Origin of the sequence: Rahnella sp. PCH160 (genome assembly GCF_047784855.1) — a bacterium.
Lineage (GTDB): Bacteria > Pseudomonadota > Gammaproteobacteria > Enterobacterales > Enterobacteriaceae > Rahnella.
In genome coordinates this window covers 1,445,115-1,464,561 of record NZ_JBLOGT010000001.1, presented here as the reverse complement: position 1 = coordinate 1,464,561, position 19,447 = coordinate 1,445,115, and the positions used below count along the sequence as shown (strand labels likewise).

Below are 19,447 nucleotides of genomic sequence, written 5' to 3'. Positions count from 1 at the left end.
TTTTATGGCAAAATTAATCGCAGAGAATCTGGCCAAGGCATACAAAGGCCGCAAGGTCGTTGAAGATGTCAGCCTGAATGTTAATTCGGGAGAAATCGTCGGATTGCTGGGGCCAAACGGGGCGGGTAAAACCACCACCTTCTACATGGTCGTCGGGATTGTGCAACGTGATGCAGGCCGCATCATCGTTGACGATGAAGACATCAGTCTTCTGCCATTGCATACCCGTGCCCGTCGCGGTATTGGCTATCTTCCTCAGGAAGCCTCCATCTTCCGCCGTCTGAGCGTGTTTGATAACCTGATGGCGGTGTTGCAAATCCGTGACGATCTGAATAAAGAACAGCGTAACGACCGCGCCAACGAGTTAATGGAAGAGTTCCATATTTCTCATTTGCGCGATAACCTCGGTCAGTCATTGTCCGGTGGCGAACGACGTCGTGTTGAAATTGCCCGCGCGCTGGCAGCGAACCCTAAGTTTATCCTGCTGGATGAACCGTTCGCCGGGGTTGACCCGATTTCCGTCATCGACATCAAAAAAATCATTGAGCATTTGCGTGACAGTGGCCTCGGCGTACTGATCACTGACCACAACGTTCGCGAAACTCTCGACGTTTGTGAGCGTGCCTATATCGTCAGTCAGGGCAAATTGATCGCCCACGGCACGCCAGCCGACATTCTTGCTGATGAACAGGTTAAACGCGTTTATCTTGGTGAAGAATTCCGTCTGTGATCTGTGCCGCCGGAACCGTGCCCGTTTCGACGTAAAGTCTCACGGGCAGGTCTCTGACAGAAGTTACTCAGTGTGTAATCAACGGAAATAAAACCAAGATATGAAGCAAGGTTTGCAACTCAGACTCAGCCAACAATTGGCAATGACTCCTCAGTTACAACAGGCCATACGCCTGTTGCAACTGTCCACGCTTGAGCTCCAACAGGAGATCCAACTGGCGCTGGAGAGCAACCCTCTGCTGGAACAAACTGACCTGCATGAAGAGATTGATGCGGTAGAAACACCGGACAGCGAAGGGTTAGACACCCGCGAAGCCCTCGAGCAAAAAGACATGCCCGAAGAGTTGCCGCTGGACGCCACCTGGGACGAGATTTATACCGCGGGCACGCCTTCCGGCACCGGCAACGATTACAGCGACGACGAGCTGCCGATTTATCAGGGCGAAACCACCCAGACACTTCAGGATTACCTGATGTGGCAGGTTGAGCTGACGCCGTTTACTGATACTGACGCCGCGATCGCAACGTCCATTGTTGATGCCGTAGACGATACCGGCTACCTGACCATTTCCCTTGACGACATCCTCGAAAGCATCGGTGACGACAACGTCAGCATGGACGAAGTGGAAGCCGTTCTCAAACGCGTTCAGCGTTTTGACCCGGTCGGTGTGGCAGCGCGTGACCTCCGTGACTGCCTGCTGATCCAGCTTTCCCAGTACGCCACAGACACCCCTTTCCTCACCGAAGCCCGTCTGATTATCAGCGAACATCTGGATTTGCTGGCGAACCATGATTTCCGCGCACTTATGCGTTCAACCCGGCTAAAAGAAGATACACTGAAAGGAGCGATGCAGCTGATTCAGTCTCTCGATCCGCGTCCGGGCCAGTCGATCAACACCGGTGAATCCGAATATGTGATCCCCGATGTGCTGGTGCGTAAAGTGACGGGCGTCTGGACGGTAGAACTGAACTCCGACAGCATTCCGCGTTTGAAGATCAACCAGCAATACGCCGCGATGGGAAACTCCGCACGCAGCGACAGCGACGGACAATTTATCCGCAGCAATTTGCAGGAAGCCAAATGGCTGATCAAAAGCCTGGAAAGCCGTAACGACACCTTATTGAAAGTGACGCGTTGTATCGTTGAGCAGCAGCAGGCGTTCTTTGAGTCAGGTGACGAATTTATGAAACCCATGGTGTTGGCCGATATCGCCAGCGCCGTGGAAATGCATGAATCGACAATTTCACGCGTAACGACGCAGAAGTTCCTGCACAGCCCGCGTGGCATTTTCGAACTGAAGTATTTTTTCTCCAGCCATGTCAGTACAGACAGCGGCGGCGAGGCATCGTCAACCGCGATCCGCGCGCTGGTGAAGAAATTAATCGCAGCGGAGAATCCTGTAAAACCGCTCAGTGACAGTAAGTTAGCCACCCTGCTTTCCGATCAGGGGATCATGGTGGCCCGCAGGACTGTCGCCAAATACCGAGAGTCTTTGTCCATCCCGCCCTCAAACCAACGTAAACAGTTAGTTTGACCTCAACAGAGAAGGAAGACATTATGCAGCTCAACATTACCGGACATCACATTGAGATCACGGATCCCCTGAGAGAATTCATCACGTCGAAGCTGGCCAAGCTTGAGCAGTATTTCGACCGGATTAATCAGGTGTATGTGGTGTTGAGCGTTGAAAAGGTGCAGAAAGTCGCGGAAGCCACTTTGCATGTGAACGGAGGCGAGTTGCATGCCACCTCGGAACATCAGGATATGTACGCGGCAATTGACGGCCTGGTTGATAAACTGGCCCGTCAGTTGAACAAGCACAAAGACAAACTGAAACAGCACTGACATTCATGTAGCCAACCCTGTGCTACAAACCTTCGGGCATCGGCTTGTGACCTTCGGGAAACGAGCCGATATAGCTTTAAGGGTGAAACAGCGCAAAAGTGAAAGATGACATGATTAACGATACTGCAATGCAATTAACGTCGGTGCTTAATGCCGAATGCACTAAAAGCGGCGTTCATTGCGCCAGCAAAAAACGCGCACTGGAAATCATCAGCGAACTGGCGGCCAAACAATTAAATTTGTCACCGCAGGTGATTTTTGACGCCATTTTGACCCGTGAACGCATGGGCAGCACCGGGATCGGTGCCGGGATCGCGATTCCGCACGGAAAGCTGGAAGAAGACACTTTACGTGCCGTCGGGGTGTTCATTCAGCTTGAACAGCCGATCGCTTTCGACGCTATCGATAATCAGCCTGTGGATTTGCTTTTTGCCTTGCTGGTTCCGGCAGATCAATGTAAAACCCATTTACATACCCTGTCTTTAGTCGCGAAAAAACTGGCGGATAAAGGGGTGTGTCGTCGTCTGCGCGGAGCGCAAAGTGACGAAGAATTGTTCCATATAATGACTGAAAACGAATAAATTACTTATTCCCGGTAGCGCACCGGGAAAATGAATTCTGAACACTGAATGCCAGGGGAGTGACACCATGGTGCTGATGATTGTCAGCGGCCGTTCCGGTTCCGGGAAGTCGGTTGCCCTTAGGGCATTGGAAGACATGGGTTTTTACTGTGTGGATAACCTGCCGGTCGTATTATTGCCGCAGCTTGCCCAGACCCTTGTCGAACGCAATACGTCTGCGGCCGTCAGCATTGACGTTCGCAACATGCCAGAAACACCGGAAGTTTATGAGCATGCGATGTCACAGCTGCCGGAAAGCTTTTCGCCACAGTTGCTGTTCCTCGACGCTGACCGTAATACCCTGATCCGCCGTTACAGCGACACCCGTCGTCTGCACCCGCTTTCCAGCAAAAACTTGTCCCTTGAAAGTGCTATCGATGAAGAAGCCGATTTGCTGGAGCCTTTGCGCTCTGCCGCCGATCTCATCATCGATACCTCCGAGATGTCCGTTCATGAACTGGCTGAAATGCTGCGTACACGCCTGCTGGGCAAACGCGAACGTGAACTGACCATGGTCTTTGAATCCTTTGGTTTTAAACACGGTATTCCGATTGATGCGGATTACGTTTTCGACGTGCGCTTCCTGCCGAACCCGCACTGGGATCCGAAACTGCGTCCGATGACCGGCCTCGACAAACCGGTCGCCGCGTTCCTTGACCGTCATACCGAAGTGCATAACTTTATCTACCAGACGCGCAGCTACCTTGAACAATGGCTGCCGGCGCTGGAAACCAACAACCGCAGCTATCTGACCGTCGCCATTGGCTGTACCGGCGGTAAGCACCGCTCGGTGTATATCGCCGAAGAGCTGGCAGACTATTTCCGTACCCGTGGGAAGAATGTCCAGTCCCGCCATCGCACGCTGGAAAAACGCAAATCATGACGGTTAAACAAACGGTAGAAATCAAAAACCGGTTAGGGATGCATGCCCGTCCGGCGATGAAGTTATTTGAACTGGTGCAGAGCTTTGAGTCAGAAGTGATGCTGCGCAACGGCACAGGCATTGAGGCGGAAGCCAGCAGCGTGATTGCCCTGCTGATGCTCGATTCTCCGAAAGGTCAGCAGATTGAAATCGAAGCCACCGGCCCCGACGAAGAACAGGCGCTGACCGCCGTCGTTAATCTCATCAACTCCGGTTTCGACGAGGATTAAGACTCCCCCACTCTTAGCCAAAGTCATTGGCGTTGCAGCAAGGCAGCAAGCGAGAGAGTCCCGATGAGCTGACATCAGTCAGTGATTCGGGTGAGCGAACGCCGCTAACGCCGCTGCGGCGCCAAGGACGCAGGCTAAATTCGTGAAAGGCAATCTATTGCAATGGCCTTGAAGCTTTCAAAATTCTCACTGCTCAGCAGACGGCTCATCGATCGTTCCCGCACAAACGTCACGAACAAATCATAAATCGCCATCGCCTCTTCGTAATCAGCCTTGCTGATCGCCAGAAGGAAAATCACGTGCGCCGTTTCCCCTTCGCCCCAGGCAATCCCGTGTGGCGATAACAGCGTGATCACCACGGTTTTCTTCGCCAGCAATCCGAGCGAATGCGGTAACGCAATCCCTTCACCCAGCATGGTCGAGACAATCTCCTCGCGCTCCACCACCGACGGGTAAAACGCCTGGTCGACATACCCTTCCGCTTCAAGCTGCGAACAGACGTGGCGGAAAAGCGCCGCCTGCGTCATGGGTTCATTGATGATCATGAAGTGTTTTTCGTCGAAGAATTTCTCCAGCATATAAGGCCGTGTGCGATCGACCAGCACCAGTTTGCCGAGCTGCTCCATCTGGTATTCCGTCGGGAACGGCGAGAGCACCACCACCGGTTTATTCTTCTCTGTAATGCGGGCGTTGGAGATAATGAAATCTTCGTCGATGTGTTCGAGCTTCTCGTAATCGCGCAGCGACACGACCTGCTTCATCACCAGCTGCGGATATTTACGGTTAATCTGCGCCTGAATCATGCGGATGGTCGAATTACCGGTATCGCAGACCAGCATGACCTGCGGGTGGCGCTGGTAGCCGATGTTGTAATGCCGCTCCAGCCCGACGCCGATGTGCAGCACCAGAAAACCGATCTCATTTTCGCTCAGCGTATACGGCGTGTATTTTCCCCAGCTTGAAACTGCTGCCAGCGTGACATCATATGCCATCGGGTAATGCTGTTTAATATTATTGAGCAGCGGATTGGGGATATTGATCTGGTATTTCACCCGCGTAATCATGGTTTTGATGTGCGTGAGCAGATCCGCGCGAAGCTGCTTATCGCCCTGCAAATCATAGTTATAGTGCGAGTTGATGTACGAAAGAATGTAATCGACCAGCGATTCATCGTCGTCGGCGTTAATGTCCGTCGGCAAAATTTGCTGTACGCGGCGCGCGGCGATATTCACCCGCAGATACGCCTCTTCCGAAGCCGGAATTTCCTTCCCGACCAGATTTTTCAGTTCTGCCGCCAGCCGCACAGAAACCTGCTTCACCGCTGGATCGCCCTCTTCAGCATCGAAATCCGTCAGCGGATAACCGCCGGTAATCCGCTTGATCGCCACGGCGCAGTAAAGGATCAGGTACTGCTCGCCTTCATCCGTCAGCCGAATGGAAGACTGCGTCAGCAACTGATGCATAAAACGCGTTAACGGAGCTAAGGCTTCCGGCTCCAGACTTTCGGCCTTCAGTAGCGGATTCGCCTGTTCTTCGGCATCCAGCTGAAACAGCAAATCAGTCAGACAGGCACGGATCGCCAGCTCAGCGCCGAACAGTTTCATGCCATAGCGCGGTTTGGTTTCGATATTCAGGTGATAGCGCGTCAGATGCTCCCTCACCTCAGCCATATCATTTTGCAGGGTTCCCCGGCTGACAAACCACTCATCGGCCAGATCTTCCAGCTTTAATGAAAAAGCTGAGGTCAAAAAGCGGATCAGCAACGTCTTCACCCGTCCGGCGGCGGTGCGCGGGGTCGGGTTAGGTTTCCGTTGCGTTGATTGCTGTAACGACGAAAACAGCGCCGCATCATCGATGCGCAGCTGATAGCCGCTGCCCCGGCTGTGGACAAACGTCGCGCCGTAACCTGCAATGATTTCATTCAGCGCAGTAATGTCAGCGCGCACCGTTCTTGTCGATACCGCCAGACGTTTTGCCAGCTCATCCTGAGGCAGGGTTTCGGTCTGGAGCGCATCGAAAAGCTGCGCCAGCCGTTGATTGGGAAATCTCACCATGGTTCTTCCTGAAAGACCGGAGCCAGTAACGGGCACTGATCAGTGCCCGACAAAGTGGTTAGCTTATTAATTCATTCAGTGAATGATATTACAATCATCAAAAATTACACCGGAAGGTTAAAATCCTTCAACCAATCAGCTTTTTAACGCTGGCCAGCAGGGTTTTCACATCTTCAGGACGCGTATTGCCGGTCGCGCTGTCGATAATAGAGCTGTAGATATGCGGGATGATTTTGGTCACGCCAGCGGCCAGCGCAATTTCCATAATCGGCTCGAAGTTTTCCAGATCGATACCGCCGGTCGGCTCCAGCCAAAAATCCTGTTCTGCACAGGCACGCGCCACGGCGGCGAACTCCTCGCGGGTTTTCAGGCCGCCCATCGGGAAATATTTCACCGAGCTGCCGCCCATGTCTTTGAGCAACGCAATCGCGGTTTCCACCGGCACAATCGCGTCACTCGCAGCGGAGCTCAGCGGCCCGGTGTTAATTTTCACGAAACCGACTTTACCGGTCGGCGAAATCAGACCGTTGACTACGCTGTCGTTCTGCCCGAGCAGCGCACGGCTGGTGCCGACGCCTGTGAACACCTGATTAACATGCTGCGGCTGAACCTGTTGAGAAATCTGGCTGACCATCAGCGACTGACGCGGATCGCCCGCGCCCAGGCCTACGGACAGCGCGTTTTCGATAAGCGCGGCATATTCCTTCATGTCGGCGACGGCGCTTGCGACATCCGCGTAGTTTTTGGAAAGCACACCCACCAGAACATGCCCTTCTGCGGCTTCGTAGATATCCCGTGCGTTGTCTTTTGACCCTGCCAGCACGTTCAGACAGACGCGGTCACGGTAAAAATTTGGGGTCAGCTTCATGCTTTCTCTCCACTGAAAAGTTGTTTGAAACGGTCGGCGACGATGGCGAGCTGCGGCGGCGTCACGCTGCGCACGTCAACTTCAATCTTGCCTTCATTGGCGCGGTAGCCACGGAAGTAAATGGCGATATCGCCGTTTTTCATGGCGTCCACAATGGCTTTGGTTTTCCAGCCCAGAACCGCTTCATCGAACGTGATTTCGGTACGGGCGATATCGCGCCCGGCGCTGTCCCACACCACACGACCGGTCACACCATTGATTTCATTCAGGCTGGCGATAAATGGCGTCATTTTGTCGACCATTTCCTGCCCGGTGGTTTTCGGCAGCGTGATGTAACTTTCAATCGCCTGCGTCAAACCAAGAATGCCTTCTTTACCGACTTTCATTGCACGGCCGATGCCGCCGGATTGCAGCTTCACCCATTCGACGTACTGTTTTTTACCCAGCACCAGACCGCTGGTCGGGCCTTCAATGGCTTTCGCACCACTGTAAATCACGAGATCTGCGCCCATTTCGTAATAACAGGTCAGGTCTTCTTCGGCCGCCGCATCCACAATCAGCGGCAGATTATGTTCACGCGCAACTGCCGCCGCATCTTCCACAGAGAGAATGCTTTTCTGCACGGAATGGTGGGACTTGATGTACAAAATGGCCGCCGTGCGTGGCGTAATGCAGGCCGCAAGCTGCGCCGCAGAGCATTCGTTGGCATAACCGGCCTCGACCACTTTTCCGCCACCCATCGCCACCATCGTGGCAACAGGTGCGCCATAGTTTACGTTGTGACCTTTGGGCAGCACGATGTCGTGCGGGATTTCCAGCGGCGCGGCGTGCAGGTTTTCCAGCAGCCAGGCGTCATCTTTGACAATCACAGCCGCGACCGACTGCGCAATCCCGGCAGACGCACAGGACACCACCACCGCGTTTTCGACATTCAGCAATTTAGCGATGTAAGCGCCGGTTTTATTCACCAGATCCTTCATCTCGAAATAATGATTCAGGCCGGTATTCACCACCGCCGCCACTTCTTCGCGCGGCGTGGAAACCCCGAGTGCCGTCATGCGGCCGGACGCGTTAATAACCTGTTTCAGCTGATATTTTTCATACAAAGATTGTTCAGAAGACATGAGCAGATTTCCCTTCTTCGGTTAACAGAGTGACACCCGCGACCACGGCGGCCAGAGGTACCAGCAAACTTTCGCCCTTCACGGACGTCCCTTCGGAATCGACAAATACCTGCGGCACAAAACGCTGTTCAAAAAGCGTCAGGTCGGCGTCAGCGCCCACTTCGAGACGCCCTTTTGCAGGCAGGCGTAAAGCATCAGCGGCGTGAGAGGTGACGCAATCAATCACCTGCGTCAGCGTCATGCCCACGCTAAAGAATTTGGACATCACCGTCGCCAGGCTGTGAACCGGCCCGTTCATGCGGTTGCGGCAGTAAATATCGGAGCTGATGGTGTGGGGCAAAATGCCCTGTCTGATGGCGAGTTCCGCCACGTCGAAACTGAAACTGGCGGTGCCGTGCCCGACATCGAGCAGCACGCCACGGCTCAGCGCGCGTTTAACCGAATCGCGCAGCACGCCTTCCGGTGACAGGATCCGGTTCGGTTTGCCGTTATAGCAGTGCGTGATGATGTCGCCGGAAGTCAGCAAATCCGCGATTTCATCAAGGTTCGGCGGGTTATTGCCGATATGCACCATCAGCGGTAAATCATTATTTTCCTGCTGAATTTCTTTGGCGCGAACCAGCGGTTTGATGCCGTTCTGGCCGACGACGCTGCTGCTCATGCGCGCTTTAATCCCGATGATAAAACCGGGGTTGCGCGCAATGGCGTCACGTACGCCAACTTTGTCGATCTGCGCCATATCGGCCAGTTCGTTCTGCGTAACAATCCCGGTGCGGGCGATATTCAGAAACGCATAGACGTTGGTTTTCGCTTCGCGGGTGATCTTGTAAAAATCGTCGACATCACTTGCGCCGGTACTTCCGGCATCCGCCACGGTGGTGACACCACAGGCCACGCCGATCAGGTCAGCGTCGTCATGATAAATCGGCGATTTTGGGTAACAGTGAACGTGGGAGTCGATCCAACCGGCGCTGGCGTAAACCTTGCCCTGAAGGTCGAGTGTCTGGCGGGCGGTGGCATCGGAGGCCAGCGTGCCGATGGCGGCGAACTTGCCGCCCTGAATTGCAATATCAGTCAGGCTGCCGTCTGTGCTTTTTGCCTGTCGGATGATTAAGTCATACATACGACGTTCTCCATAATCTCAGGCGCCAGAGCAATCCTGACGCCTGATTACTGCTTTCTTATTGAATGACTTACAGTGATACCGGGAAGATAGCGCCCAGCACCATCGCACCGAGAATGGCACCGCCGGTGATCGGTTTCTGCCACAGGTAGAAGCCCAGCGCGCCAAGCAGTGAACCCAGGCCGATTGGAATCGACGCGGCCATCGCGGAGAGGATAATCAACGGCCCGAGGAAACGACCGGAGGCGTTACCCGCGCCCATCATCACATCCGCACCGTAGGTGGAGTTGCTCTGATTGATGGTGAATTTACGCGCCAGAATGATGATGTAACCCACGGCTAAACCGAGGATCAGGCCGGTAACCAGCGAGGCGGCGAAGTTCGCCACCGGAAAGATAATCCCCGCGCCGAGCAACATCGCCGGAACGCCCAGACCGATACCGGTCTGGATTGCGCCGCCGATATCCAGAATACCGACCAGTGAACCTTCGATAATGCGGGCAAACAGGAAACTGGCACCGAAGGCCGCAACCGCGCCATACACGCCGGTATCCATGCCTGAACGCAGCATCGAGACAAACGCCACTTCGTTAAACGCACCAATGCCGTACAGGTAATACATGTGCGTCCCGGCGAAAACGCCCGAGGACAGCAGACCGACGAAGATCGGGAACGACCACTCGGCGTACCAGAAACCACGTTTGGCTTGTTCTTCCATTGTCATGCTCCCTTACTTGCCGCTGAGTGAGTTGTGAATGCCGTTCAGCCACGCGGGAACATCCAGCATGAAAGACTGCAACAGTTTGACGTCGAAACCACGGAAGAAGCCGCTCAGCGCGAACAGCGCGATAATCGCCGCCATCATCACTTTGGTGACGCGGTTCCAGCCGCTTTCTTCAACGCCTTTCCCGATCAGAATACCCAGCACCAGACCCGGCACGGCGTTACCCATGATCATCTGCGCCAGACCGCCGAAAATGGTGGCCCAGAAACCGGAACGACGACCTGCATCGATTGCCGCCAGCCAGAAAATCACCGGCATCACGGTGTTCACCAGCAGGTTAGCCGCAGGCACCAGCACTTTAATCGCCGTCACCTGCAAGGCCGCCGGCACCGCAGACGCGGTGGTGTTTAAGAAAGCCACCACAATCATGCCGATGATGCCGCCCGCAATCGCCATCTTGCGCGGGTCGTGCAGGGTTTCAGCCACATTGCGGTTTTTGAACATCAGGGCAGCGGTCGCCCAGTGAGGGATGATGCGGTGGTCGACGTCCTGTGTGAAAGAACCCGCCGCAACGGAAGAAGCCCAGGCGTTAAAGAAGAAGCCCAGACCAAATGAAAAATGCGAAGCCGGATCGCCTTCACAGGAATTTAATTCCCCCAGAGTACGAAAAGCCCCCATCCCTTGCACGGTAGGCGCGTGGAACATACGTGCCGCACCGGCACCTACCCCCACACCTACCAGTCCGCCGATAATAAGCGACTTAAATAAAATAATTAAAAACATCAGTATATCCTTGTCATTTATAGCTAACGTTTTTATTTCGTGACAAAAACCACCTGTTCCGTATTAATAACAGTCAGGTTGACGGTAATGTCTAACGCCACGTAATAACTCTTTTTTTCCCTGGCCAGAAAAAAGAACAGAAACTTTTCTCTTTTTACTGATTCCTCGGCCGTAATAACCTTGACGTCCTGCGGTTCGATGCGCAGCAAGACATTACTGGCCGAAGATTTGAGAACCGTTCTCTGAACCTGACTCAGTGCGGAAGAAAAGGCGGCAGCCTTATTTTCGCCCTTTCCTTCAACCCGAACTGTCGTGGTTAATTGTTGCTTCATTACGCCTGACCATACTTCTTGTTATAAGCTTCAACCAGACGCTGACCCAGTTCTTCTTTATCCATAAATCCGAACCCTAATACCAAACAGCCTTCGTTAATTGCCGTGACACCTTCTTCCGGAGAACGCATCCCGTACTTAGCTTTATATCCGTATTTGTTTTGTGCGGTAATCGCACCCGCGCCGCCACTGCCGCAGAAGGAAATACCGAAGGTCGCGCCTTCTGCTTTCATCACGTCGCCAAGTTTCATATCTGCTGCCATACCTGGGACAACAATGGCTCTTCCGCCAGCCGCTTCCACGCCAGCAGCGACTTTCTGACCTTTACCTAAACGGTCGCCGATCACAACTAATACTTGTCCCATAATTGACATCTCCAATTTGGTTAATTCGTTAAAACAAAAAATCAGGATTATTTCGGTTCGTTGTCTCTTGCGACTTCAAAATGCACCGAGAGTAAATACGCTTCCTCAATCGGTAAATTTCCGAACCAGCTGACCACGTCTTCCGCCATTTGCATGGATTCATCAGAAATTTCGTCAAATAAATCTTTTTCGACTTCAGGCAATGGCTCGCCGGTCATTGAGCGTAATACCATGGCTTTAACGTGTGACGTTAACATCTGCAACTGAACATCTGTGGTGTAGATATTTTTCGCACTTTGCATCAATTGAATCTCTTTCAATACTTGCTCTGTTATCGCCGGAGCGTCTTCCAGCTCTGTCTGCCCGATATTTTTCACCGATGCGGTTCCCTTATTCACTCGCGGTTACCTCTCTCCTTGCCTGACTTTCTATTTTCAGCCGTTTATTTCGTCTGTCTTTACCCTAACCCTGGAGAGATTTCCTGTGTAGAGGGTCTTTTTCCAGTTCGAAGTGGAAATACGGTGAGCTGAGCAGATCTCATTCGCAAAACGAAAAGTTAAGTCGTCATATCACTGAGTATTGCCGTCTGTAGCAGCGTATTTCACTGGTAATCGGATTTTTAGCAATGCGGAATAATTCCCTCACAACGCTTTCATTTAACGAAAAGAATGCCTAGTATCAAAGAACACCTGCAAAATACTGACACCCCTGCGCTCACCCGCAGGGGTGTTGTTTTTTGCCTACTGGCACCCCACTCGCATGAAGCGGGTGATGCAAAAGGAACCATGGAGAATGTTATGAGTAAACCGACACTGATCATCAGCGAACTTGACGCAGAACGCCTGGATACACTGCTGGCGCAACCGGCTTTTGCCAGCAGCCCGGTGGCCGACGCGCTGAATGAAGAGTTAGATCGCGCAGAGATTTTGCCACCCGAGCAAATCCCGGCCGACGTGGTAACGATGAACAGCAAGGTTCGCTTTACGGAAGGTAAAGAAGGCGAAGAGCACATCCGTACGCTGGTCTATCCGGCGGCGCTGAAAGACAGCAACGAACAGCTTTCCGTGATGGCACCGCTTGGAGCCGCACTGTTAGGCCTGCGCGTCGGCGGCAGCATTACGTGGGAAATGCCCGGCGGCGGTGAAAGTGTGGTGAATGTGCTGGAGTTGCTGTATCAGCCGGAGGCGGCCGGGGAGTTACGGCGGTAAGATCGCATGAGTCAGCGTAAGGCTCTGAACAGCTCCCTCCCCTGCGAAGGGGAGGGTTGGGGTGGGGTTTTAAAGAAAAATCATAAAGTTGAGGTACGCTTAAACTTTTTTTCGCTTGCTAAACCCCCTCCCAGCCTCCCCTTCGCAGGGGGAGGGCAAGGAAGCCACATCTATTATTTAAACTTCTTGTGGTTCTCATTACGCGTAGCCTTAAACCCTTCAGCTTCTTTCTTCGCTTCATCCACTTTGCCGGCTTTCGCCAAAGCCGATGCCGAATCAATCTGCCCAATCAGCGTATCCAGCCCTTTGTGGTAATCCTGAATCTCAGGGCTATCGGGTGCTTTGCCTTTCAGCTTCGGCGGCGTGGCTTTTTTTGCGTCTTCCGCTGCCGCTTTCATATTGGCCAGGCTGGTGGTCAGTTCCGCCTGATCGCTGGTTTTCAGCACCTTACTGTAGTTATCAGAAATCGTGTCCATATCCGTTTCTAAATCAGCGGCCAGAACTGCCGTACTGCTTCCTAACAGGGCGATTACCGCCAACGCCATCAGTTGTTTGCGCATATTCTTTTCTCTCTATTGTTTTTTATTTGTTAGTTAAAACGACATTGCTTGTAAGGCTTTATAAAAATAGGCTGAGAGAGAAGAAAACGGGATGTATTTTTTGTAAAGAAAGGTAGTAAAGAAAGAAGCAGCGATCGGGCAATCGCTGCTTTAGTAAAGAATTATTCGCCGGCGATTTTCATCGCAGGCAACAGCACGGAGCCGCACTGGATATTGCTGCGGGTTTCAATATCGCTGCCGATGGCAACCATATTGCGCCACATGTCTTTCAGATTACCAGCGATGGTGATTTCGCTCACCGGATACTGGATCTCGCCATTCTCAACCCAGAAACCTGCCGCGCCACGAGAATAGTCACCGGTCACGCCGCTGACGCCCTGCCCCATCAGTTCGGTGACAACCAGACCTTTGTCGAGCTTACGCAGCATTCCGGCAAAATCGTCACCCTGCCCGGCGATGCGCCAGTTGTGGATGCCACCCGCATGGCCGGTGGTTTGCAGACCGAGTTTGCGTGCGGAATAACAGGTCATCAGCCAGCTTTGCAGCACACCGTCTTTGACGATATCACGGCGTTCGGTGCGCACACCTTCGCTGTCGAACGGCGTCGAGGCCAAACCCTGTAACAGATGCGGATGCTCTTCGATTGTCAGCCATTCCGGCAGAATTTGCTTGCCGAGGCTGTCGAGCAGGAATGACGATTTACGGTAAATACTGCCGCCGCTGATTGCTCCGACAAGATGCCCGAACAGGCCGGTCGCCACTTCGGATGCGAACAGAACCGGCGCCTGCATAGTCGGTAATTTACGCGGAGCCAGACGCGACAACGTGCGGCGTGCGCACTCTTCGCCGACCCATTCCGGGTCTTTCAGGTCGCTCATTTTACGGGCGATGGAATAGGCGTAATCGCGTTCCATATCGCCTTCATGTTCAGCAATAACCGACGCAGAAATGGAGTGACGCGTCGAACAGTAGCTTTGCAACATACCGTGGCTGTTGCCGAAAACGCGGATACCGTAGTGGCTGTTGAAACTGCCGCCTTCGGTATTGGTGATGCGTTTATCCGCTTTCAGTGCGGCCTGTTCAGCGCGGGCGGCCAGTTCGATACTGCGATCCGGATCCAGCTCTTCCGGATGGAAGAGATCCAGATCTGGCGCATCGAAGGCCAGCATGTCTCTATCCGCCACGCCCGCGAACGGATCCGGTGACGTATAACGCGCGATATCCAGCGCAGCCTGCACGGTGCGGGAAATCGCATCCGGGCTTAAATCGGTGGAAGACGCACTGCCCTTACGGTTCTGATAATACACAGTGATGCCTAACGCGCCATCGCTGTTGAATTCTACGTTCTCAACTTCGCCAAAACGCGTGCTGACGCCGATACCGGTGGTTTTGCTGACCGCAACTTCCGCGGCGTCTGAGCCTGCTTTCGCCAGCTCCAGTGCCTGAGATACGGCCTGTTCCAGGGTTTTACGCTGCTGCGCAACTTGATTGACTACGTTCATCGGCATGCCATCGCTTATGAGATAAAAGGGATTGTTCTACACTGCTTTATGAAAACGAATACCTTTGAGTCTAACAGAGACTCGCCATAATTTCGCTTTCAGTCCGACGGTGTTAAACCGAAGTTGCAACAGAATATAGAGGACTGTGGCATAATGCGGCCGAAGCAATAAAGCACAATCAAACTGACAGGATTACCTCGTTAAGAGGAAGCGCCCATGACAAAGAAAATTGACGACTGGCACGACGACGTTCCCGATAACAACGCGAACGAAGAAGATGATGAGATCATCTGGGTCAGTAAAAGTGAAATCAAACGTGACGCCGAGGCGCTGAAAGATCTCGGTGCAGAAATGGTTGATCTCGGTAATAACTCGCTCGACAAATTGCCGCTGGACGAAGATCTGCGCGATGCCATCAATCTTGCGCAGAAGATCAAGAAAGAAGGCCGCCGTCGCCAGATGCAGCTGATCGGTAAAATGCTGCGTTCCCGTGACATTGAGCCGATCCAGACCGCGCTGGATAAACTGAAAAACCGCCATAACCAGCAGGTTTCGCTGTTCCATAAACTGGAAATTCTGCGTGACCGTCTGGTCGAAGAAGGCGACGATGTCATCCCTTCCGTTTTAGATCTTTATCCGGAAGCTGACCGTCAGCAACTTCGCGCGCTGATCCGCAACGCGCAAAAAGAGAAAGCGGCGAACAAGCCACCAAAATCTTACCGCCAGATTTTCCAGTATCTGCGCGAACTGGCTGAAGGCCAGGGCTAAAAAAACTAAAACCCGCCTTTTGCTTGACAGAAAATAGCGGGTTTTTTCTTTTTTAACCTTTCGCTTTCGCGGCCGGTTTCTCCAGCAAATTCAGGCGCAATTCACCTTCCAGTTCTTCTTCCGCCTCTTCAAACAGCAGAATCAGCGCACCAAAGCGCCGTTTGCGGCTGGCATTCAGATTTAAGAAATCAATTTCAACCGGCAGCGCAATTCCGCCGGTCACCTCGTCCCAGAGTGCGTCCAGATTCGCGCCAAATTCGTCGGTCAGTTCGAACTGACGGACAAACTCGCCGTAAAATGCCGGTAAATCCGGGATGTGATTAAAATCGAAGCTCACTTTTTTCATCGACATTACTCCACCCGAACAAAATTCTGATAATGGTTACGGCTGACATAAATCAGTCCGTCGCTGGCAAAGAGCACGCGGTCAGCACCGCGACGTCCGCAGCGATAGTTGATATCTGCCTCACGCCATACCCGTTTGTCGGCCGCTGGTAAGCGCCCTTCCCGGTTTGAGAAACGATCCCCGCCGATGGCTTTTCCCGGCAATACGTCGCACAGATTTCCTGCTCGCGCATCCCAGCCCGCTTCCCGCGCCTTTTTCTTGGTGATGTAGTATTCAGGTAATCTATGATTTTGGCGCAAATAACTGACCACCGTTTGTTCATCGGTACCCGAAACGATTGTGCCCTGATTGTATGTCGATTTTGCGACAACGTGCCCGGCAACACCGGCCAGCCCTACAATTACGGCGGCAGCCATGAGTATATTTCGCGAAAAAGTACGTGCGAAAGTGCGCGAACGCAGCCCGTTAAGAATCTTCATTGGCGTCCTTTGTGCTTTGCCAGAATAGGGGGTTCTACTGTTTATTGTTGACTAAAAGGCGCTTTCTGAAAAGCTGACTTACTGGTTTCCTAAAACAGTGAACAGAAACAAGTATAGCGGCTTGAACGCAAGCGTCTCTCAGACAGCACTGAGAGACACAGGTCGCAAAATTGAATGTCATACGTTCACAGCCGGATGAGCGCTCCGTAAACTGTCTGCAACCTGACTCATCTTAAAAAGGAAGAAAGCATGTCGACACGCGAAAAAATGAACATTGGCGAGCTTTACACCGACATGGGCGAAGGATTGCCCGAAGAGCGCCGCGCCGGGAAAGAGCGCGTATACGATTACAACCTGACCCGCCCGTCAGAAGAAGAAAAACGCCAGCGTTTGCTGAAAGACATGATGGGCAGTATTGGCGAAAACGGCTGGATTGAGCCACCGCTTCGCGTGGCTTATGGCACACATATTCATATCGGGAAAAATTTCTACGCGAACTTCAATCTCACGGTGGTGGATGACGCCACGGTGACAATTGGCGATAACGTGATGATGGCGCCGAACGTTACGCTGGCGACGGCCGGACACCCTATCGATCCTGAAATCCGCATTACCGGGCAGCAATTCTCACGCCCGGTGGTCATCGAAGATAACGTCTGGCTGGGCACGGGCGTGATTGTGAATCCGGGCGTCACCATCGGCCGCAACAGCGTGATTGGCGCAGGCAGCGTGGTCACGAAATCCATCCCACCGGATGTTGTGGCCGCGGGCGTGCCGTGCCGGGTTTTGCGTGAGATAACGGCGGAAGATCGCAAAACGTTCATGAAATAAAAACGCTGAAAATAAAAAGGCCGGCGCATGAATCGATGCACCGGCCTTTTGCTGCGCTGAAGAAAACTCAGGCGAGGAAAGAATGCTGATAACGGTGGAGCAATTCGGTCAGACGCCGCACCGGTTCGGTGACTTTTGGCGGTGCCTCGTAATCGGCCAGCTTTTCCTGATATTCACCCAATTCTTTCAGCAGGCGCTGGTAATAATACGTGCGTTTACCTTCGCCCGATGACACCACATGATCGGCCGTATTTCGGATTTTCTTGTGGAACGCGGAAAGCTCATCGTTAACCGGCACTTCCGCCTGCTTCATGCGCTGATGCGCAATGATCAGCTGCAATGCCAGACGGTATTTGCCGATGTCATCCGGGAACATCATCAGCAGCTGATTAAGCTGATGATAAAGCGCCGGAAGATGGTTTTCACGACGGCGATAGGCTTTGGTGGTTAACGCCGAAACCGCGCTGCTCATGAAGCGGTTGAGCAACGTGCGGCCCGTTTTCTCACGGGATTTATCGCGAATAATCAACAACACGGCCATCGCAATCACCGTACCGATCGCCTGCCCCAGCGCGTTATCGAGAAACGACGTCACATTGAATTTCATCGGGTTACTGAGCACCAGAATATTGATGGTGCCCGCCAGCAAACCGAGCATCCCGAGACGGCGTTTCGTGACTTCGATACCGATAAAGAAGGTGAAAATCCCCAGCATCAGACACAGCAGGAACAAACTCTGCTGCGTCGCGGGCATAATCAGCATAAACATCATCGAGCCGACCGGGATCGCCAGCAACATGCCGACGATAAAGTCCATCGCCATGCCTTTCGGGTTCGGGGTTCGCATCGCCAGTGAAGTCACCACGGCGATAATAATCACGCAGCCGCTGGCCGACGTCCAGCCGGTCCACAACCACATCAGGCAACCAATCGCCGTCGCCGTAAAGGTACGCAAACCGTTGACCATCGCGTGATGACGTTCGGCAGAAACCGGACGCACCACCACTTCGCCATCCAGCACACCGCTTTCCACGGTGCTGATGCTGCTGTTGGTCTGCACGCCTTTCATCAGCAACAACGCACGGGTGCCTGCACCGGCCCAGGCGCTGACAGTCATCAGCACGTTATCGCTGTGCATACCGGCAATCACCTGACGCAGTTGTTTAAGCCGGCGATGAACGTCGACGACGCTCTCGGCGGGCTCATCAAACATCGCTTTCAGCTCCGGAGACAACCGCTCCGGCGACGCTTGCATAATCAGATAGGTTTCACAAGCCTGCGTAATCATACTCAGCGACGTGCTGTGCAACGCTTTCAGACGCCGGTTACACCGCTGCCAGCGGGACGATTCCATCATCAGGCTGCCGCGCATTCCGTTCAGCGTCGTGGTGCTTTTCACCAGGTTATTCCATGACTTATCGATATCCTCCTTCGACGCGTTATTCACGCAAATCCGCATCAGTGCGAACTGATCAAGTATCAGCTGGCTGACGGCGCGGTCGATATCTTTTTTGATTGAGCGTGGAGAAAACAGCAGGTCAGCGACGATCGCACAGCAAATCCCAAGAACGATTTCGCTGCAACGCTCAACCGCAAATTGCGGCGTTTGCAGCGGCGAACTGGCGGAGGTCACGACAATAATCAGCGCGGTATACCCGGCCAGCCCGAGTGCGTAGGAGTTTTCGATACGCACCAGTGTAGACCACCAGGTGCAGACGCCGGCCCAGATGCAGCACAGTAGCAGCATGACGACCGGTGCACGCGCAGTGGTAATCACAATCACCAGTGCCGCAATACAGCCGATAAACGTCCCGATCACACGCAGAAAACCACGGTGACGGATAGCACCGGCAAAAGGTTCGCCGCCCGCCGCCAGTGCCGGGCCGGATGTCACAATGGCCGCCGTCATGGCGGACCAGCGTGGTGTTTCGAGTTGCAGATAGAAGCCGAGCACCAGGGCGCCAAGAATGGCGAATGTCAACTTGCACGCAAACCGTACGCGCGGAATAAGTACGCTATTCATCTTTCCGGCC

23 protein-coding genes are annotated in these 19,447 nt (G+C 53.3%); 9 read left to right on the top strand and 14 right to left on the bottom strand.

What is annotated here, in order from left to right:
• Window positions 1-4: 4 nt before the first annotated feature.
• From lptB to npr, 6 genes are all read left to right on the top strand, one after another.
• Window positions 5-730: an LPS export ABC transporter ATP-binding protein gene (gene lptB / locus ACM5QY_RS06780; protein ID WP_104924258.1), complete on the top strand. Its 726-nt coding sequence runs from the start codon at window positions 5-7 to the stop codon at window positions 728-730.
• A gap of 100 nt (window positions 731-830) precedes the next feature.
• Window positions 831-2,264, top strand: coding sequence for an RNA polymerase factor sigma-54 (rpoN, locus tag ACM5QY_RS06775; protein WP_416119833.1), 1,434 nt, complete (start codon window positions 831-833; stop codon window positions 2,262-2,264).
• Window positions 2,265-2,287: 23 nt separating this feature from the next.
• Entirely contained in the window at window positions 2,288-2,575 is a 288-nt protein-coding gene (gene hpf / locus ACM5QY_RS06770) for a ribosome hibernation promoting factor (protein ID WP_013577259.1), read from the top strand.
• Between the two features lie 98 nt (window positions 2,576-2,673).
• Window positions 2,674-3,156, top strand: a complete 483-nt coding sequence (ptsN, locus tag ACM5QY_RS06765) for a PTS IIA-like nitrogen regulatory protein PtsN (protein ID WP_416119832.1) — start codon at window positions 2,674-2,676, stop codon at window positions 3,154-3,156.
• A 67-nt stretch (window positions 3,157-3,223) separates the two neighbouring features.
• Entirely contained in the window at window positions 3,224-4,078 is an 855-nt protein-coding gene (gene rapZ / locus ACM5QY_RS06760) for an RNase adapter RapZ (RefSeq protein WP_416119831.1), read from the top strand.
• Entirely contained in the window at window positions 4,075-4,347 is a 273-nt protein-coding gene (gene npr, locus ACM5QY_RS06755; RefSeq protein WP_056776243.1) for a PTS phosphocarrier protein NPr, read from the top strand. The genes rapZ and npr overlap by 4 nt, the downstream gene beginning before the upstream one ends.
• A 134-nt stretch (window positions 4,348-4,481) precedes the next feature.
• Here npr and ACM5QY_RS06750 read toward each other — a convergent pair whose 3' ends face one another.
• The 9 genes from ACM5QY_RS06750 to ACM5QY_RS06710 form a co-directional block, all read right to left on the bottom strand.
• Window positions 4,482-6,401 carry a BglG family transcription antiterminator gene (locus tag ACM5QY_RS06750; RefSeq protein ID WP_416119830.1) on the bottom strand — a complete coding sequence of 640 codons (1,920 nt, stop codon included), beginning with the start codon at window positions 6,399-6,401 and terminating at the stop codon, window positions 4,482-4,484.
• Between the two features lie 127 nt (window positions 6,402-6,528).
• Window positions 6,529-7,269 (bottom strand): 2-dehydro-3-deoxy-phosphogluconate aldolase, encoded by a 741-nt coding sequence (gene dagF / locus ACM5QY_RS06745; protein ID WP_416119829.1) that lies wholly within the window; start codon window positions 7,267-7,269, stop codon window positions 6,529-6,531.
• Complete coding sequence (locus tag ACM5QY_RS06740; RefSeq protein WP_416119828.1) at window positions 7,266-8,393, bottom strand: DgaE family pyridoxal phosphate-dependent ammonia lyase; 1,128 nt, start codon at window positions 8,391-8,393, stop codon at window positions 7,266-7,268. Before ACM5QY_RS06740 ends, dagF begins: the two co-directional genes overlap by 4 nt.
• Window positions 8,383-9,516, bottom strand: a complete 1,134-nt coding sequence (locus ACM5QY_RS06735; protein ID WP_416119827.1) for an amidohydrolase/deacetylase family metallohydrolase — start codon at window positions 9,514-9,516, stop codon at window positions 8,383-8,385. The genes ACM5QY_RS06740 and ACM5QY_RS06735 overlap by 11 nt, the downstream gene beginning before the upstream one ends.
• 70 nt (window positions 9,517-9,586) lie before the next feature.
• Window positions 9,587-10,234: a DUF4310 family protein gene (locus tag ACM5QY_RS06730; protein ID WP_112169171.1), complete on the bottom strand. Its 648-nt coding sequence runs from the start codon at window positions 10,232-10,234 to the stop codon at window positions 9,587-9,589.
• A 12-nt stretch (window positions 10,235-10,246) separates the two neighbouring features.
• Window positions 10,247-11,023 (bottom strand): DUF4311 domain-containing protein, encoded by a 777-nt coding sequence (locus tag ACM5QY_RS06725; protein WP_104924250.1) that lies wholly within the window; start codon window positions 11,021-11,023, stop codon window positions 10,247-10,249.
• A gap of 32 nt (window positions 11,024-11,055) precedes the next feature.
• The gene (locus ACM5QY_RS06720) at window positions 11,056-11,355 is read right to left on the bottom strand and encodes a DUF4312 family protein (protein ID WP_416119826.1); all 300 of its coding nucleotides are present in this window, start codon (window positions 11,353-11,355) and stop codon (window positions 11,056-11,058) included.
• Complete coding sequence (locus tag ACM5QY_RS06715; RefSeq protein WP_416119825.1) at window positions 11,355-11,720, bottom strand: SFCGS family glycine-rich protein; 366 nt, start codon at window positions 11,718-11,720, stop codon at window positions 11,355-11,357. Before ACM5QY_RS06715 ends, ACM5QY_RS06720 begins: the two co-directional genes overlap by 1 nt.
• Before the next feature lie 47 nt (window positions 11,721-11,767).
• The gene (locus tag ACM5QY_RS06710; RefSeq protein ID WP_416119824.1) at window positions 11,768-12,118 is read right to left on the bottom strand and encodes a glycine dehydrogenase; all 351 of its coding nucleotides are present in this window, start codon (window positions 12,116-12,118) and stop codon (window positions 11,768-11,770) included.
• 399 nt (window positions 12,119-12,517) lie between these two features.
• Between ACM5QY_RS06710 and rnk the strand changes: the two genes are divergently transcribed.
• Window positions 12,518-12,928, top strand: coding sequence for a nucleoside diphosphate kinase regulator (gene rnk / locus ACM5QY_RS06705; protein ID WP_218521910.1), 411 nt, complete (start codon window positions 12,518-12,520; stop codon window positions 12,926-12,928).
• A gap of 173 nt (window positions 12,929-13,101) precedes the next feature.
• Here rnk and cybC read toward each other — a convergent pair whose 3' ends face one another.
• Both cybC and pmbA read right to left on the bottom strand, forming a co-directional pair.
• On the bottom strand, window positions 13,102-13,488 hold the full coding sequence (gene cybC / locus ACM5QY_RS06700) for a cytochrome b562 (protein ID WP_416119822.1): 387 nt from the start codon (window positions 13,486-13,488) through the stop codon (window positions 13,102-13,104).
• A gap of 161 nt (window positions 13,489-13,649) precedes the next feature.
• Window positions 13,650-14,990: a metalloprotease PmbA gene (gene pmbA / locus ACM5QY_RS06695; protein ID WP_416119820.1), complete on the bottom strand. Its 1,341-nt coding sequence runs from the start codon at window positions 14,988-14,990 to the stop codon at window positions 13,650-13,652.
• Between the two features lie 216 nt (window positions 14,991-15,206).
• Between pmbA and yjgA the strand changes: the two genes are divergently transcribed.
• Entirely contained in the window at window positions 15,207-15,758 is a 552-nt protein-coding gene (yjgA, locus tag ACM5QY_RS06690; RefSeq protein ID WP_416119819.1) for a ribosome biogenesis factor YjgA, read from the top strand.
• Between the two features lie 52 nt (window positions 15,759-15,810).
• Here yjgA and ACM5QY_RS06685 read toward each other — a convergent pair whose 3' ends face one another.
• Both ACM5QY_RS06685 and ACM5QY_RS06680 read right to left on the bottom strand, forming a co-directional pair.
• Complete coding sequence (locus ACM5QY_RS06685; RefSeq protein WP_416119818.1) at window positions 15,811-16,104, bottom strand: barstar family protein; 294 nt, start codon at window positions 16,102-16,104, stop codon at window positions 15,811-15,813.
• Window positions 16,105-16,109: 5 nt separating this feature from the next.
• Window positions 16,110-16,583, bottom strand: coding sequence for a ribonuclease domain-containing protein (locus tag ACM5QY_RS06680; protein ID WP_416119817.1), 474 nt, complete (start codon window positions 16,581-16,583; stop codon window positions 16,110-16,112).
• A 249-nt stretch (window positions 16,584-16,832) separates the two neighbouring features.
• On the opposite strand from ACM5QY_RS06680, the gene ACM5QY_RS06675 reads away from it, so the two are divergent.
• On the top strand, window positions 16,833-17,414 hold the full coding sequence (locus ACM5QY_RS06675) for a maltose acetyltransferase domain-containing protein (RefSeq protein WP_416119816.1): 582 nt from the start codon (window positions 16,833-16,835) through the stop codon (window positions 17,412-17,414).
• Between the two features lie 67 nt (window positions 17,415-17,481).
• Here ACM5QY_RS06675 and aaeB read toward each other — a convergent pair whose 3' ends face one another.
• Window positions 17,482-19,437, bottom strand: a complete 1,956-nt coding sequence (gene aaeB, locus ACM5QY_RS06670; RefSeq protein WP_416119814.1) for a p-hydroxybenzoic acid efflux pump subunit AaeB — start codon at window positions 19,435-19,437, stop codon at window positions 17,482-17,484.
• Window positions 19,438-19,447: the final 10 nt, after the last annotated feature.

Coding starts and splice junctions, on each gene's coding strand:
- ACM5QY_RS06730 (WP_112169171.1), bottom strand. CDS start 10,234: ATGGAAGAACAAGCCAAACGTGGTTTCTGGTACGCCGAGTGGTCGTTC.
- rapZ (WP_416119831.1), top strand. CDS start 3,224: ATGGTGCTGATGATTGTCAGCGGCCGTTCCGGTTCCGGGAAGTCGGTT.
- ACM5QY_RS06735 (WP_416119827.1), bottom strand. CDS start 9,516: ATGTATGACTTAATCATCCGACAGGCAAAAAGCACAGACGGCAGCCTG.
- npr (WP_056776243.1), top strand. CDS start 4,075: ATGACGGTTAAACAAACGGTAGAAATCAAAAACCGGTTAGGGATGCAT.
- ACM5QY_RS06715 (WP_416119825.1), bottom strand. CDS start 11,720: ATGGGACAAGTATTAGTTGTGATCGGCGACCGTTTAGGTAAAGGTCAG.
- ACM5QY_RS06750 (WP_416119830.1), bottom strand. CDS start 6,401: ATGGTGAGATTTCCCAATCAACGGCTGGCGCAGCTTTTCGATGCGCTC.
- cybC (WP_416119822.1), bottom strand. CDS start 13,488: ATGCGCAAACAACTGATGGCGTTGGCGGTAATCGCCCTGTTAGGAAGC.
- hpf (WP_013577259.1), top strand. CDS start 2,288: ATGCAGCTCAACATTACCGGACATCACATTGAGATCACGGATCCCCTG.
- rnk (WP_218521910.1), top strand. CDS start 12,518: ATGAGTAAACCGACACTGATCATCAGCGAACTTGACGCAGAACGCCTG.
- ACM5QY_RS06725 (WP_104924250.1), bottom strand. CDS start 11,023: ATGTTTTTAATTATTTTATTTAAGTCGCTTATTATCGGCGGACTGGTA.
- lptB (WP_104924258.1), top strand. CDS start 5: ATGGCAAAATTAATCGCAGAGAATCTGGCCAAGGCATACAAAGGCCGC.
- ACM5QY_RS06680 (WP_416119817.1), bottom strand. CDS start 16,583: ATGAAGATTCTTAACGGGCTGCGTTCGCGCACTTTCGCACGTACTTTT.
- aaeB (WP_416119814.1), bottom strand. CDS start 19,437: ATGAATAGCGTACTTATTCCGCGCGTACGGTTTGCGTGCAAGTTGACA.
- pmbA (WP_416119820.1), bottom strand. CDS start 14,990: ATGAACGTAGTCAATCAAGTTGCGCAGCAGCGTAAAACCCTGGAACAG.
- ACM5QY_RS06720 (WP_416119826.1), bottom strand. CDS start 11,355: ATGAAGCAACAATTAACCACGACAGTTCGGGTTGAAGGAAAGGGCGAA.
- ACM5QY_RS06685 (WP_416119818.1), bottom strand. CDS start 16,104: ATGAAAAAAGTGAGCTTCGATTTTAATCACATCCCGGATTTACCGGCA.
- dagF (WP_416119829.1), bottom strand. CDS start 7,269: ATGAAGCTGACCCCAAATTTTTACCGTGACCGCGTCTGTCTGAACGTG.
- rpoN (WP_416119833.1), top strand. CDS start 831: ATGAAGCAAGGTTTGCAACTCAGACTCAGCCAACAATTGGCAATGACT.
- ACM5QY_RS06675 (WP_416119816.1), top strand. CDS start 16,833: ATGTCGACACGCGAAAAAATGAACATTGGCGAGCTTTACACCGACATG.
- yjgA (WP_416119819.1), top strand. CDS start 15,207: ATGACAAAGAAAATTGACGACTGGCACGACGACGTTCCCGATAACAAC.
- ACM5QY_RS06740 (WP_416119828.1), bottom strand. CDS start 8,393: ATGTCTTCTGAACAATCTTTGTATGAAAAATATCAGCTGAAACAGGTT.